The 14,391-nt window shown below is 55.4% G+C and carries 10 protein-coding genes; 3 read left to right on the top strand and 7 right to left on the bottom strand.

The genetic code is table 11. The annotated features are described in order from the left end of the window. Window positions 1-2: 2 nt before the first annotated feature. From E0L35_RS04415 to E0L35_RS04385, 7 genes are all read right to left on the bottom strand, one after another. Window positions 3-5,357, bottom strand: a complete 5,355-nt coding sequence (locus E0L35_RS04415) for a non-ribosomal peptide synthetase (protein WP_138799733.1) — start codon at window positions 5,355-5,357, stop codon at window positions 3-5. Between the two features lie 51 nt (window positions 5,358-5,408). Beyond that, complete coding sequence (locus E0L35_RS04410; RefSeq protein ID WP_138799732.1) at window positions 5,409-6,410, bottom strand: TauD/TfdA family dioxygenase; 1,002 nt, start codon at window positions 6,408-6,410, stop codon at window positions 5,409-5,411. Then, window positions 6,343-7,155, bottom strand: a complete 813-nt coding sequence (locus tag E0L35_RS04405; protein ID WP_138799731.1) for a 4'-phosphopantetheinyl transferase superfamily protein — start codon at window positions 7,153-7,155, stop codon at window positions 6,343-6,345. The genes E0L35_RS04410 and E0L35_RS04405 overlap by 68 nt, the downstream gene beginning before the upstream one ends. Beyond that, window positions 7,133-7,873: an alpha/beta fold hydrolase gene (locus tag E0L35_RS04400; RefSeq protein ID WP_138799730.1), complete on the bottom strand. Its 741-nt coding sequence runs from the start codon at window positions 7,871-7,873 to the stop codon at window positions 7,133-7,135. Before E0L35_RS04400 ends, E0L35_RS04405 begins: the two co-directional genes overlap by 23 nt. Beyond that, complete coding sequence (locus E0L35_RS04395; protein ID WP_138799729.1) at window positions 7,863-8,108, bottom strand: MbtH family NRPS accessory protein; 246 nt, start codon at window positions 8,106-8,108, stop codon at window positions 7,863-7,865. The genes E0L35_RS04400 and E0L35_RS04395 overlap by 11 nt, the downstream gene beginning before the upstream one ends. 228 nt (window positions 8,109-8,336) lie before the next feature. Next, window positions 8,337-8,543, bottom strand: coding sequence for a DUF4880 domain-containing protein (locus E0L35_RS04390; RefSeq protein WP_138799822.1), 207 nt, complete (start codon window positions 8,541-8,543; stop codon window positions 8,337-8,339). 141 nt (window positions 8,544-8,684) lie between these two features. Further along, window positions 8,685-9,194, bottom strand: coding sequence for an RNA polymerase factor sigma-70 (locus E0L35_RS04385; RefSeq protein WP_236557244.1), 510 nt, complete (start codon window positions 9,192-9,194; stop codon window positions 8,685-8,687). A 272-nt stretch (window positions 9,195-9,466) separates the two neighbouring features. On the opposite strand from E0L35_RS04385, the gene E0L35_RS04380 reads away from it, so the two are divergent. The 3 genes from E0L35_RS04380 to E0L35_RS04370 all read left to right on the top strand — a co-directional run bounded on the left by E0L35_RS04380 (window position 9,467) and on the right by E0L35_RS04370 (window position 14,364). Beyond that, window positions 9,467-11,647: a TonB-dependent siderophore receptor gene (locus E0L35_RS04380; protein WP_138799727.1), complete on the top strand. Its 2,181-nt coding sequence runs from the start codon at window positions 9,467-9,469 to the stop codon at window positions 11,645-11,647. An 89-nt stretch (window positions 11,648-11,736) separates the two neighbouring features. Then, window positions 11,737-12,651, top strand: a complete 915-nt coding sequence (locus E0L35_RS04375; RefSeq protein ID WP_171051113.1) for an ABC transporter substrate-binding protein — start codon at window positions 11,737-11,739, stop codon at window positions 12,649-12,651. Between the two features lie 147 nt (window positions 12,652-12,798). After that, window positions 12,799-14,364, top strand: coding sequence for an ATP-binding protein (locus E0L35_RS04370; protein WP_138799725.1), 1,566 nt, complete (start codon window positions 12,799-12,801; stop codon window positions 14,362-14,364). Window positions 14,365-14,391 lie beyond the last annotated feature (27 nt).

The following is a 14,391-nucleotide window of genomic DNA, read 5'->3' as shown; positions in this document are numbered from 1 at the left end:
CCTTACTCCTCCAATTCGTTGAGCAGTTGATCCATAGTGGAGAGCCGCTTCGCGCGACCACCATCGGCATTAACCTGTTGTAACGCGACTCGTGTTGCCATTTTCGCCAGCGTCGGGTGTTCAAAAATAAGTCTTACTGGCAACGCCTCTCCAAAGCGCTGCGTGAAACGTGCTGATATCTGAATCGCTGCAAGCGAGTGACCTCCTACCTCGAAGAAGTTGTCATGGCGGCCTATCCGTTCTGTCCCCAACACCTCGCTCCAGATCGCCGCTAGTGCATCTTCCACCTCACCTTGAGGTGGCTCGTACTGCGTGCCGCTGATTAAGTCCGGCTCGGGCAGCGCTTTGCGATCCAACTTGCCGTTGGCATTCAGCGGCAGCGCATCTAGTGCTACCATCGCTCGCGGCACCATATAATCCGGCAACTGTTGGCTCAGTCGCTCGCGTAGTGGGCTAGTGTCGAGTTCGATGCCTACTTGGGGAACCACGTACGCCACCAGCTTCGAGCCATTAGGATCTTCTTGGGCGATCACCACTGCCTCGCTAACCTCTGGCTGAGCCAGCAGTTCAGCTTCTATCTCGCCCAGTTCGATGCGTAGGCCGTGGATTTTCACCTGGTGATCAAGGCGCCCTAGGTACTCGAGCTGTCCATCCTCCCGCCAGCGCACCAGATCCCCCGTGCGATAGAGGCGTTCGCCCTGCGCAAACGGATCAGCAACAAAACGTTCCGCCGTTAAATCACTACGGTTTAGATACCCCCGGGCCAGACTTACCCCACCCAAATACAGCTCTCCAGAGATGCCCTGAGGTACTAGGTTGAGTTCACCATCTAATACATAGGTGCGGGTGCCGCTGATGGGCCGCCCAATGGGAATTTGGCGGTGAGTTTGATCACGACACCACCAATGAGTGACATGTATCGTGGTTTCGGTTGGGCCATACAGGTCATGCAGATTGGCACCATCAAGTCGCTCAGCCACATCTTGCTGTAACGTAGCTGGAACAGCCTCGCCACCGCACATAATATGTTTGAGACGCGTCTTGGTTTTAACATCGGGAAAGGCCAGGAAGGCCTTCAGCATCGAAGGCACAAAGTTCAGTGTGGTAATTCCATGCTTCTGTATCAACTCAATGATACGCTCAGGATCGCGATGATCACCCGGCTGTGCGATCACCAAACGTGCCCCGACACTTAGCGGCCAGAAAATCTCCCATACAGAAACGTCGAACCCGAACGGTGCCTTGTGAAGTACGGCATCGGTATCGGTGAGCTGGTAGGTCTCCTGCATCCAGATCATGCAGTTGGTCAAGGCATCATGTCGAATGGCGGCGCCCTTGGGCCGACCGGTGGAGCCTGAAGTGTAAATCACGTAGGCGAGGTGCTCGCCGTGCAGCACCACTGCAGGATTGGAAGAGGCGTGATGTGCTATATCCAGTCGATCTAACTCAACAACGCTGAGTCCATCCGCTACCGGCAATGAGCCACGCAAGTGGTGCTGAGTCAGCAACAGCTCGATGCCACTATCTTCGGCGATGAACGCCAGCCGCTCCGAGGGATACTCTGGATCCAGCGGCACATAGGCACCGCCCGCCTTGAGAATCGCCAGCAACCCCACCACCATCTCGATGGAGCGCTCCATGGCGATGCCCACTCGGGTTTCGGGGCGCACTCCCAGGCCGATTAGATAGTGCGCTAGATGATTGGCGTGGGTATTAAGCTCAGCGTAGCTGAGTGACTGATCAGCAAATACAAGCGCCGTGGTTTCAGGGGTTGCCGCAGTTTGTTGCTCAATCAAATGATGAACTGGCGCAGCATCGGAGTATCCTTGAGAGTTTACTCCCCATTGAATAAGTTGCTGCTGCTCAGAATTTTCAAGCAACTCGATATCGCCCAGTGCCTGCCCTGGTGACGTAAGCAACCTTTGCAGTAGTGTCTCAAAGTATCCTGCAAGGCGTTGAATGGTCTCAGGCTCGAAAAGCTCTGACGCATAAACCATGCTAAATTTCAGCTGTCCATCAGGGAAATCCCGCACCTCTAGCGTTAAATCGAACTGAGCATCCTGCTGTAGAAACCCTGACTCAGTCAGTGTCAGGTCGGGCAATGTCTGAAACGCCGTGAGATCCTCTTGCCGATAGTTGAACATGACCTGGAAAAGAGGGTTATGAGTCGAATTACGTGTGGGCTGTAGCGCTTCAACTAGCTGCTCAAAAGGTAAGTTTGAGTGCGCCAAGGCACCGACAACAGCGTCTTGACACTGTGTCAGTATCGTTTCAAATGAGTGGCGACTATTGATGTCATTGCGCAATACCAAGGTATTAACAAAAAAACCTATTACCCCCTCTATTTCCTGACGCTGCCGATTAGCTACCGGCACTCCCACGCGAATCTCTTGCTGCCCGCTATACCGTTGCAACAGTCCTTGAAAGCCGGCCAAGAGCACAGTGAAAAGGCTTGTATTCTGGCTCTCGGCGAGTCGGCGCAGGCCCACTTGGAGCTCGTTGGAAAGAGAAAACTCATACTGACCGGCACGCTTGGCCGTCGACGTCTGGCGGGGATGGTCGGTTGGCAAGTCCAACACAGGGTGCTCACTGCCAAGCTGTTGTTGCCAGTAAGCAAGCTGTCGCTCTCCCTCACCAGCTGCCAGCCAGTCACTCTGCCAACTTGCGTAGTCAGCGTATTGGACACGCAACTCAGGTAACTGAGCAGGCTCACGACGCATATGGGCACGATAGAAGGCCACCAACTCATCAAGCATGATCTGCATCGATACGCCATCGGAGATAATGTGATGCATGACAACGACCAAGGCATATGCATCGTCGCTCACACGCAGCAACACGGCCCGCAACAAAGGGCCTGTTGAGAGATCGAACGGCTCATCATTAATCCGTCGTATCGTGTCATTCTCACGCTGCTGAGCCTCCTCAGCAGGCATGCCACGAAAATCGACGACCTCCAAGTCAAAGGAAGTGTCAGGTCTAATTAACTGTTTGGGACTCCCTCCCTTGTCAACGTAAAACAGAGTACGCAACGACTCATGCCGCGCTACCAAACCGTCAAAGGCATCACGCATTGCTGCAGTGTCCAATTGGCCTGATAAATGCAGAACGCCACCGATGTGGTAAGCCGTACTCTCAGGTTCCAGTTGCCATAAAAACCATAGGCGTTTCTGGTCATGAGAGAGAGGTAGTGGCTCGGCACGGTGTGTAGGTGACAATATTGGGATCGGCGAGCGCCCAGAATTGACATGATCACTGCTGATACGCTCGACTTCATTTACCATAGCGCCCAGTGAGGAGTGTTCGAACACTGACTTAGCTGAAAAATCAATCGCCCAATGATCGCTAATGCGTGAAGCTAACTGCACCGCCGCCAGAGAGTTACCCCCGCTAGCAAAGAAGTGGGCATCTTTTCCCAAAGGCTTTTCCTTGCCGTCCCCTAGCACTTGGCGCCAGAGCTTCGCCAACGCCTGCTCCGTTTCGCTCCCAGCTTCCGCAGGCGATGGCGATGACTTTCCTCCGCCCTCAGCGTCACCACCACTGGCAAAACGCCCAAAGGCGTAAATGGCGTAGGCATCCAGGCTACCCGCTTCCCAGCCTTGGCGGCAGGCACTGCGCTGCAGTTTGCCGCTGGAGGTTTTGGGGAGGCCACCTGGGTTAAGCAGTAGCACTACCGAAAGCGGCTCGTGGCAAGCGCTCCCCACCGTCTCGCTTAGCGCTTCGACCAGCCTCTCGGCGGGCACTAGCTTCTGTATGCCGCGGGAGACTTCTGCCGCAACGCCGATCCCTTCAGCGCCTTCCGGCGTGGTCACGGCAAAGGCCGCCACGCGCCCTTTGCGCACTGCTTCCACCTCGGCTTCGATAGCGCTCTCGATATCCTGGGGGTAAACGTTATGGCCACGCAGAATGATCAGGTCTTTGATACGCCCGGCGATATACAGCTGCCCTTCGTGCAGAAAGCCCAGATCGCCGGTGCGCAGCCAGCGATCATCGCGGGCGTCGTGGTTCTGTGCATCAGTATCATCGGTGCGCTGCCAGCTGACCCCATCGCGGGTGACAAAGGCTTGCGCTGTTGCTTCTGGGTTCTGCCAATACCCGTGCGCCACGCTGGGCCCATTGACCCAGATCTCGCCGACGTCACCTTCGGGCAGGGATTGAAGCCCCTCGGGATCGACAATATCAATAGCGTGATGGGGTTGCGGCGTGCCACAGCCCACCAGGGTATTGCCTTCAACCGCTGAGTCAGCCTTTCCCTCGGCCAGCAACTGTTGAGAAAAAGCCGTGCCCACTACGCCTGTACCGCGCGAATTACAGCTAACCAATAGCGTCGCTTCGGCCAAGCCATAACAGGGTGCTGCGGTGTCAGCGGCAAAGCCCGCTGGGCGGAAGCGTTCGATAAAGCCAGTGAGGGTATCGTGGCGCACCGGCTCGGCGCCTGAGAACGCGACCCGCCAGCTGGATAAATCGAGCGCCTCAAGCTGCTCGTCGCGGATACGCTCAAGACACAGCCGGTAGGCAAAATCGGGGCCACCGCTAATGGTGCCTCGGTGGCGGGAGATCGCTTCCAGCCAGCGTACCGGCCGCTGTAAAAAGAAGGTGGGGCTCATCAATACCGCAGGGATACCGCGATAGATGGGCTGCAGCAGGCCACCGATCAGCCCCATATCGTGGTAAAGCGGCAGCCAACTGACGAAAACATCGTCGGCACCAATCGAGAAGCCCGTCTCGATAGCACGCTCGTTCGCCATCAGGTTCCCATGGCTAACCATCACCCCTTTGGGAGTGGCCGTGGAGCCTGAGGTGTACTGTAAAAAGGCGAGATCACCACGCTTTGGGCGATGCTCAATCCAGTGTTCAGCGCGGCTCTCATCTACGGCATCCACGGGGATCAGTTCGGCGCTGCCGAAGCCTTCGCTTGCAGATGCGACCACATCGATAATCGTTGTAGAGGTGAGCACACAGGCGGCCTGGGAGTCGGCGGCAATGGCGAGCAGACGTGCCAGATGTTGCTGCTTGGCCGACTCTGGAGGGAAGACCGGCACGGCAATCACCCCGGCATATAGGCAGGCGAAGAACGCCACCACATAGTGTTCATCGTTATCCAGCAGGATCAAGGCACGCTCACCAGCCGGGAACCGCTGCTGGAGCTCGCTGGCCAGGGCGCGGGAACGCCGCTCCAGGGTGGCGTAGTCAAGGGTGGTCTCACCTTGTGCGTTCACTACAATCAGCGCCCTGTCGTTGGGCCTTTCCCGGGCCAGACGACTTAAATGCTCGACATAGCTTCTAAAAACGTCGCTGTGGTTAGCAACATTATGGGACGGGTGGCTGTTCATCGTCTGGGCGTGCCTTATATTCATATGCGTACCTGCTGGAACTCCTGGCCGTGGCGTGGGATTGAGCCGTTGTATTCAGTCTTTGGAGAGGTTGCCGTGACCTTCCGCCATGGCCACGACGACTTTGCGCGGCCCTTTGAACGGCGTGCGCGCATGGGCGACCAGCATGTTGTCGAGCATCAGCACATCGCCTGCCTGCCAGGGGAACATCACCGTTTCGTCGGCCAGTACGCCGCGGATCTCATCGAAGATGGCATCGTCAATGGGGCTACCATCGGCAAAGAAGACGTTACGCGGCATGTCTTCGGGGTCGAGCAGCTCTTCCAGCGACTCTCGCACCTCTGGCTGCAGGTTGGAGACATGGAAAAGATGGCCCTGGTTAAACCACACCTGCTCACCGGTGACAGGGTGAGTCTCTATGCTTTGGCATAACTGGGTAGTACGCAGGTCGCCATCAGGCTTCCACTCACAACGAATCCCCGCGCGCTGGCAGAATGCCTCCACCTCGGCACGGTCTTCGGTGTTAAACACCTTTTGCCAAGGCATGTCGAAATCGCCGTAGTTGCGTACGTAGAGAATGCCGGGGGCAAAGCGCTCGCGGATCTCTGCAGGCATACGGCGGTAAATAGCACGGCTATCGGCTATCGGCGTCTCTCCCCCTTCGGGGGAAGCGGTGACACAGTGGAACCAGATTTTCATCGGCCACTCGCGGGTGTAGGCCTGCTCATTGTGGAGGGGAATATGTTGATGAGCGGGGTACTCGGTCGAGGTATAAATGCCCGACGAAACCGCTGAACGCGGTGTTGAGGCGAACTCATAACTCAGCAGAGGATGACCAAAGGCGGCAGCAAACTGCTGAAAATCGTCCACGGAGGGAACATCGAAGCCTCTTAGCAACACCCCACCGACTCTGGCCACCAGCGTCTCAATATCAGCACGCAACTCGCCAAAGGCTTCCAGCAGCGGCTGCCCTGGATAGGTGGGGGAAATCATAATGGGCAGCTCCGAATCAGCAGGCCCCTGACGTTTGGATATGGTGTTGGTTTGTTGCGTTGGTGTTGCGCTTTGGCTGTCCATTATTGAACTCCTGAAAATTCGTTGAGTAGCGTTTACCCTGGGCGTTTGTGTGTGAATAGCCTGAATCGACATAGCTTGATTCGACATAACTCAGGGCAGCGGCATAGCCACTCGGCGCTGGCAGCGGCCATGCTTGCAAAGGTGATGAAACGGGAAGCGAGTGCTCAAGGTGATAGGTGCCTGGCGGCCCTAAAGAGGAAGTGATCGAGAGCGCCTGCAAATGATCAGCGATGCCCAGGCCCAAGGCTTTGAGCACCGCCTCTTTAACCACCCAGCGCTCCATAAAGGGCAGTGCGAAGCCGTCGCGTGCGTGGCCGAGCTGCTCACTCGGCGATAGCACCAGGCCTTGCAGCGGCGCCAGTTCGGCCTCGGGTCGGCAACGCTCAATATCGACCCCCACCGCGCCGCCGGGAGCAATCGCGATCAGGGCGACATGGCCAGAGTGGGAGACATTGAAAGCAGGCCCATCAGCGTTTTCCAACGCTGGTTTGCCGTAAGCGTTCTGAGTGAACACCAACTTTTCTGGCGCTATACCGGTGTGCGCTGATAGCAGTCGCCGCAGGGCCGCGCGAGTCGCCACGGCGCGTACGACATCGGCGTGATGGCGAAGCCGCTGGGCGCGCTGCCACTCGGCTCGGCTCAGCAACCGATCATCGTCGTCGGCCACCGGGGCATTCAGGTCGAGCGATAAGCGCCAGACTTCAAGCCCCTCAGGAGCCCCTTCAGCTAACTGCAGGCGCTGCATGGGGCTCCTCCTCAAGCCGTCGAGTCAGCGCCCGTTCGATAGTCTCCAGCACTTGTGCTTGCTGCTGGCGAATAAAGAAGTGCCCTCCTTCGAACCAGTCCAACGAGAACGCCCCGCCCGCTTCTCGCTGCCACGCTTCTAAACGCTCTCTTTCGATATCGTCATCGCGCCCAGCAAGTACCTGGAAGGGATAACCAAGCGGCGACCCGCCGCGATAGCGGAAACTGCGGCAGAGGCGATAGTCCGCTGCCAACACATCAAGAGTGAGGCGCAGCAGCTCTGGGCTTTCGAACACTTCCTCTGGGGTGCCGCCCTGCTGGCGTAGATCCGCAATCAGGGCTTTGTCGTTATCAAGGCCCGCCAAGCGTTCTGCGTCGCGCATTGAGGGCGCCGCGCTGCCTGAGGCGAACAGCATCCGCGGCTGAGGCCGCCCTACATCACGCAAGCGAGCTGCCATGCCGTAGGCCAACAACGCCCCCATGCTGTGACCGAACAGGGCAAAGTCGCCGCGCATCCGCGTTGCTTGCTCTTCGCACAGCCGCACGACCTGGGACTCGAAGTCATCGATGAGCGACTCACCCAGGCGCTCACCACGCCCAGGCAGCTCGACGGGATATACCTCGATCCAGGCGGGCAACTGACGCTTCCAGCGCAGATACATGGTGGCGCTAGCCCCGGCACAGGGCAGGCAGAGCAGTCTTAAACGCTTAACCTGCATCCACCTGCTCCGCCTCAGCGCTGGCCTGCTCATCCATCCACTGGCGCAGCGAGAGTGGCCGCATATCGGTCCAGGTTTTTTCGACGTAGTCGAGACAGGTTGGTTTATCGCCAAGCACGCCGGTATCGGTCCAGCCTGCGGGAATCGCTTTCCATTCTGGCCAGAGGGAGTACTGCTCTTCGTGGTTGACTAATACGCGGAAAACACCATCTTCACGATCAAAACAACTTGTCATGGGACTAACCTCATCGTTGCCAAAGGAATGAGAAATAAAATGCAATTACTTCTCATTACTCAATGACGAGTGAGGCACATGAAAATTTAATGTGAAGGAAGAAGAAAGTAGAAAAAATACGTGCGGGGGCTATACGGCTCTAGCACTTAAAAACGCGACAGCCGTGAAATCATCAATGAAGAAAACCAGGGGGAACAAAAAACGGAGTGGGCAAAAAGCAGCGATTTGTCAGTTGCGCTCATCACTGCGCGGAATCATCCCCGTTAGCAGCCATAGCTGTTCGGCTTCACGAAATACACGGCGGTGCTGAGAAGAAGCCGCTAACCACGCATGAAGCGCCTCGCGATCAGCGTCGCTCAACGTCTCTTCATGCTCGCGCATCAGCCAGTCTAGCGCCGTTTGCCAAACGGCATCATCGCCGCTGTCGTTATCCATCGTTACTGTCAAACCTCGCTACTGCTGCCTGCTGAACACCTGTCTCGGGAAGCGTGTAATATTATCAACGCTATTTGCTGACAGTGTAACAAAGCGACAACAAAGAAGGGACGGAACGTGGGCTTACCGATCTGGCAACGTTTAACCTTGTAGCGACTGGCGGCAATGCGTCAATGCATCGCGAATCATAAAATTAACTAACGTGGTGGAAATACCTAACAAGTGGGCCACTTCCCGCTGCGTATGACTTCCCGAACGATAGAGCTCAAAAGCGCGCCGCGTACGCTCGGGCAGCTCATCCAAAGCGTTAACCACCTGGGCCAAGGCCTGGCGATCAATCGCGATCACCTCTGGGGAGTGTGACGCGTAAGAGGTGGTATCCCCTTCCTCTTCTTTTGCAAACAAAGTTGACTCAAACGCCGAACGGCGGCAGCGGTCAATGGCGAGGTTGCGCACCACACGTGACACGTAAGATATAGGCTGCTTCACCTCAAAAAGCGTGGTTGCTTCCGAAATTTTTAGATAGGCGTCCTGCACGACATCATCGGCTTGATCAGCATTGCCCAAGACTCTTGCGGCGACACAGCAGAGCCGGGGCCGCTGATTAACGAAGATATCTTCTAACTCAGCGCTCCAGGTCTGGGTATCCACAGCTCGGCCTCCTGCCTTGATTAACACCACGGAATAAATGGCAATAATTATTATTTGCGTTAGAGCCTGGCAAGTCAACTGGTGAGAGCTAACTCACTTTTTATAACGATATGCTTGTTGACGTTATTTTCAGAAGCCACGACCTTCACCTGCTTGGGCAGACTTGCCCAAGCTCATTAAGCAGCGTTGACACTGCATAAAAGACATTCATAATACAAACAATAATGATTAACATTAAAAATTAAAACGAACTCTATGCAAGGAGAATATTCTTGAACCAACCTACTTTCCGCAAGCGGTGGCTAACGGCTGCCGTTGCAGTGGCTGTCTGCAACACGCCGACGGCTGTGTTTGCTCAGCAGGCCGAACAGAGGGCATCTTCAGGTAGTGAAACCTCCACCGCGCTACCCACACTGCAAGTCACGGAAAGTCGTCTTTATGAAGAAGCTACAGGGCCTGTGCTGGGTATTGCCGCCACCCGCAGCGCAACCGGCACCAAAACCGACACGCCGATCATTGAAACACCGCAATCGATTTCCGTGATTGGTAGCCAGGAGTTTCGCAACTATGGCGCACGGAACGTCAACCAGGCGCTGGGCTACACAGCGGGCGTATCAAGCGCTTATGGCGGAGGAGGAGCTGATACAACCCACGACAGCATGATGATTCGCGGTTTCAGTGTGTATAACAGTTACCGGGATGGCAGCAAGTATCAGGTTAACGTATTCGATGCCCAGCAGGAGCTCTATGGCCTGGAAAGGTTGGAGGTACTCAAGGGCCCATCGTCAATTCTCTATGGCGTGGCGTCTCCCGGGGGCTTGATCAATGCGGTCAGTAAGCGCCCTACCAGTGAGCTCCTGCGCGAAGTTAATCTCCAGGTAGGCAGTTTTGATCGGCGCCAGGTATCTGCGGACTTCTCTGACTCCCTGGATGAAGATGGTGAGTTTTCCTACCGTTTAACCATGCTTCGCCGCGATAGCAACACCTTTGTCGACCATGTGCCAGATGATCGCACCTACATCGCGCCTGCCTTTAAGTGGCAGCCAAACGAGGATACCTCGCTCATCCTGCTCAGTGAGTATCAGCGGGACGAGACGACTTATATCTATGGGCTGCCTGCCAGTGGCACTATTCTTGCCAACCCCAATGGCGATATACCGCGGGAGCGGTTCGTTGGTGAACCTGGATTCGATGACTACGATAACGAAAGCTACTCACTTGGTTATCTGTTCGAGCACGATTTTTCCAACCGCCTGAAGCTGCGCCACAATTTGCGCAGCTTCCACTCAGATAGAAACTTCGACAACATCGGTATTGTTCAGCAGCCTCAAAGCTCCGCTGGGCGACTTTTTTCCAGAACCGCCCATGATCGGCGTGATGCTTCCAGGGCAATCTCCTCCGATACGTCCTTGCAGTATGACTGGGAGGCCGGAACGACAACCAATACCTCTCTGGTCGGCCTTGACTATGTCCGCCAGCGCCACGAAACAGAACGCTACCAGCAGAGCGTTCCTGCTCTGGATCTCTATAACCCTGCCTATGGAAGTGGGCAATTGGGTGAAAGCACCCCTAATAACTATTCCAATCTGAGCCGTAAGCAGCAGGTGGGACTGTATGTTCAGAACCAGATGAAGATTGCCGATAAATGGGTAGTCATGCTGGGCGGGCGTCAAGATTGGACGGATACCGAAGCTGCTCGGTACTTCGATCCCTCTCAAGAACAACAGCAGGATGATGATGCTTTCACCGGTCGTGTTGGATTCGTTTACCTGGCCGATAATGGCTTGGCACCCTTCGCCAGCTTCAGTCAATCCTTTGAGGTAGCGACTGGCACCGATCGCAACGGCAATCAGTTCGAGCCCACCCAAGGCGAGCAGTACGAGGTAGGCATCCGCTATCAGCCCAAGGGGTTCGATACCATGCTCACCGCCACCGCTTACGAATTGACTCAAGATAACGTGCTGGTCGCCGACCCGGTCAACACTAACTTCCAGACACAAATAGGCGAAGTGCGCTCTCGGGGTGTCGAGCTGGAGGCCAAGACGGAGATCGGCCTCAATGCCAATCTGGTCGCAGCGTATGCCTACACTGATGCCCGAACAACAAAAAGCAGCCCGGCGACCCCCGAAAAAGTCGGGGAACGAACCGGTCAGGCGCCCTACAACCAGTTCTCACTATGGGGTGACTATCGCTTCAGTGATTTCGGTCTGCCGGGACTCAAACTGGGGGCGGGGGTACGCTATGTTGGATCAACGCTTCCTAACGCCCACCTTGATGGCGAAGTGCCTGATTTTACCCTGGTTGATGCCATGGTCAGCTATGAGACGGGCCCATGGTTACTTTCCTTGAATGCGACCAACCTGACCGATGAAACCTATATCGAGTCCTGCACCTACGCATGTTATTACGGAGAGCCTCGCAGTGTTGTAGGCACGGCGTCCTATCAGTGGTGATGAAGGCGCTTCTTTATTCGCTAAACACAGGCATGATCGTGACATATCAAAATGGGACTTTTTATCCCCCTGTACGCCCTAAAAAAAGCATGATCTTATCGATCGCATTGCTTATCAGCTTATTGATGGGCAATGTATCGACGGCCAGCGATAAAAACGGAGTGGTGCCATTAGCAACGTTTGACTTCGCTATCGCGGAGACCCTCAATGCCATTGGTCACCCGCCTAGGTTTCTGTCGGGCCTTGAAGGGTATGAAACCTACTCCCGTCAAGATGGCGTTATTCCCGATACGACTAACCTGGGTTATCGCCACCTCCCTAACCTTGAGCTACTGGCAAGCGATCCCCCACAACATATTCTAATTTCACCGCCTGCTCATGCCAGCTTACTCCCACGGCTCAGAAAAATTGCGGAGGTTAAGGAATACCCGCTTTATAAATTTGCCGATAGCGATGGCGACCATAACGACTGGGAAACCATCGAGGAATTGACGCGTCAGCTTGGCGATTTGGTTGGTCATCCTAACGCTGCGGAGCATTATATCGAGCAGTCCCGCCACCACTTCGCTGCGCTAAAGCAAGCGCTTAATGATATCGACTCCCACGTTTTACTGGTGCGCCTGATGGATGAGCGCCATGCCCGTGTATATGGCACAGGAAGTGTTGAAGGCATGATGTTAAATCACCTTGGCCTCCAGAACGCCTGGCAGGGGGATTTAGGCCAATGGGGAATGACAACCGTCAACGCAACGCCTCTGTTTGATATCGATGCGAAACTAGTGTTTCTTGACAGCCCCTACGGCCCAGACGGAGGTGTGAGACAACTCCTATCCGATGGCCAGTGGCGACACTTGCCAAGCGTGAAACAGGGAAATTATACGATTATTCCTGTCAATTATTGGTCTTGGGGAGGACTACCAGCCGCCCGACGCTTTGCCGATAGCCTTGTCAGCCACCTGACTGAAAGCAATCGCACAGGCAGTGCCTCTGTCGATACAAACTAGTGGCTTACTCTTTTTGTCTAAAGCAGTAAAATTCACTCTGTGTGGCCACATGCGCCCTCCACAGGCAAGCTCGTCACTGCGCAATGCAATCGGTGAGCATGCTAGACTATTGGTCGTAACGTTGTTTTTTTGCTCTGGAGACCCACCGTGACGGATGCCCACCGCCGTAAGCTACCCATCGGGATTCAGACGTTCTCGGATATCCGCGAAGGGAACTATTACTACGTCGATAAGACACCGCACATTGAGCGTTTGGTTAACCAGAACAAATACTACTTCCTCTCGCGGCCACGCCGCTTCGGCAAAAGTCTCTTGCTGGACACCCTGCGTTGCCTGTTTGAAGGTCGCCAGGCGCTGTTCGAAGGGCTGTATCTCCACGACAGGTGGGATTGGCAGCAGCGCTACCCGGTGATTCGTATTAGCTTTGCCGATGGCGTGATGCAGAGCCGTGAAGGGTTGGATGAACGTATCCGTGAGCAGCTACGCGTCCAGCGTGAGCAACTCGGCATTACCCACCACCATAAAACCGATATACCGGGTGAATTTTCCGCCCTCATTCGTGCCGCCCACCAGCAGAGTGGTCAGCGGGTGGTCATCCTGATTGACGAGTACGACAAGCCGATTCTGGACAATATCCTGGTACCGGAGCGCGCCCGGGAATTGCGTGAGGGTTTGAAGAACCTTTACAGCGTTATTAAAGACGCCGACCCATACTTGCACTTTGTGTTGCTCACCGGCGTTTCCAAATTCAGTAAGGTCAGCCTTTTCTCAGGATTGAATAACCTCAACGATATCACTCTGGATGCCCCCTTCAGCACGATTTGCGGCTATACCGACGAGGACATTGACACGGTGTTCACCGCTGAGTTGCCCGGCCTTGATCGCGAGGCGATCCGCCAGTGGTATAACGGCTACCGCTGGGGTGGCCGTGAGGTAACGCCCGTCTACAATCCCTTCGACGTGCTGTTACTGTTTCAGAAACGCGAGTTCGGCCCGTACTGGTTTGAGTCTGCCACACCGACATTTTTGGTGGATATCCTCAAGCAGCGCGGAGTATTTACCCCGTCATTGGATCATTGGGAAACCGAGTATGAATTGCTCAGCCAGTTTGATGTTGACCAGATCAGCACTGAAGGTCTGCTGTTTCAAACCGGCTACCTCACCATTCAGCAAGTAGAAGAGCCTCTGCGAGGCTACCGCCAGTACACCCTTGGCTTCCCTAACCGCGAAGTCGAAACCAGTCTCAACCATGCGCTGCTGCCGTCACTGGGGGTCGAGAACGCCCCACGCGAGCGCAGAACACTGTTTCGTCATTTAAGCCAGCACGACCTGGCCGGATTGGAAACGCACCTCAAAGCGCTCTACGCAGGTCTGCCCCACGACTGGTACCGCAACAATCCCATCGCCAAATACGAAGGGCATTATGCCAGCGTCTTTTACAGCCACTTTGCGGCCTTGGGGCTGGATGTAACCGTGGAAGACGCCAGCCACCATGGCAAGGTGGATATGAGCGTGGACTTTGGTGGGCATATCTACCTGTTTGAGTTCAAAGTGGTGGAACAACTGCCGGAAGGTAAAGCGCTGGAGCAGATCAAACATAAAGGCTATGCCGATAAGCACCGCGCTTCGGGCAAGCCCATCCACCTGATCGGCGTGGAGTTTTCCAGCGTTGAGCGCCAGATTGTGGCGTTTGAGGTGGAGACTCTTGAGTAGGTCGTAACACCCATCTGTGAGCATGCT

The sequence above is a fragment of the Halomonas sp. ATBC28 genome, assembly GCF_005937175.1.
GTDB classification, from domain to species: Bacteria; Pseudomonadota; Gammaproteobacteria; order Pseudomonadales; family Halomonadaceae; genus Vreelandella; species Vreelandella titanicae.
This window is presented reverse-complemented; position numbering and strand designations above follow the sequence as displayed.

What these genes read in the sequence shown, in the direction of transcription:
- E0L35_RS04375 (WP_171051113.1), top strand. Translation starts at nt 11,737, where the DNA reads ATGATCTTATCGATCGCATTGCTTATCAGCTTATTGATGGGCAATGTA.
- E0L35_RS04410 (WP_138799732.1), bottom strand. Translation starts at nt 6,410, where the DNA reads ATGGACAGCCAAAGCGCAACACCAACGCAACAAACCAACACCATATCC.
- E0L35_RS04415 (WP_138799733.1), bottom strand. Translation starts at nt 5,357, where the DNA reads ATGAATATAAGGCACGCCCAGACGATGAACAGCCACCCGTCCCATAAT.
- E0L35_RS04390 (WP_138799822.1), bottom strand. Translation starts at nt 8,543, where the DNA reads ATGGATAACGACAGCGGCGATGATGCCGTTTGGCAAACGGCGCTAGAC.
- E0L35_RS04395 (WP_138799729.1), bottom strand. Translation starts at nt 8,108, where the DNA reads ATGACAAGTTGTTTTGATCGTGAAGATGGTGTTTTCCGCGTATTAGTC.
- E0L35_RS04400 (WP_138799730.1), bottom strand. Translation starts at nt 7,873, where the DNA reads ATGCAGGTTAAGCGTTTAAGACTGCTCTGCCTGCCCTGTGCCGGGGCT.
- E0L35_RS04405 (WP_138799731.1), bottom strand. Translation starts at nt 7,155, where the DNA reads ATGCAGCGCCTGCAGTTAGCTGAAGGGGCTCCTGAGGGGCTTGAAGTC.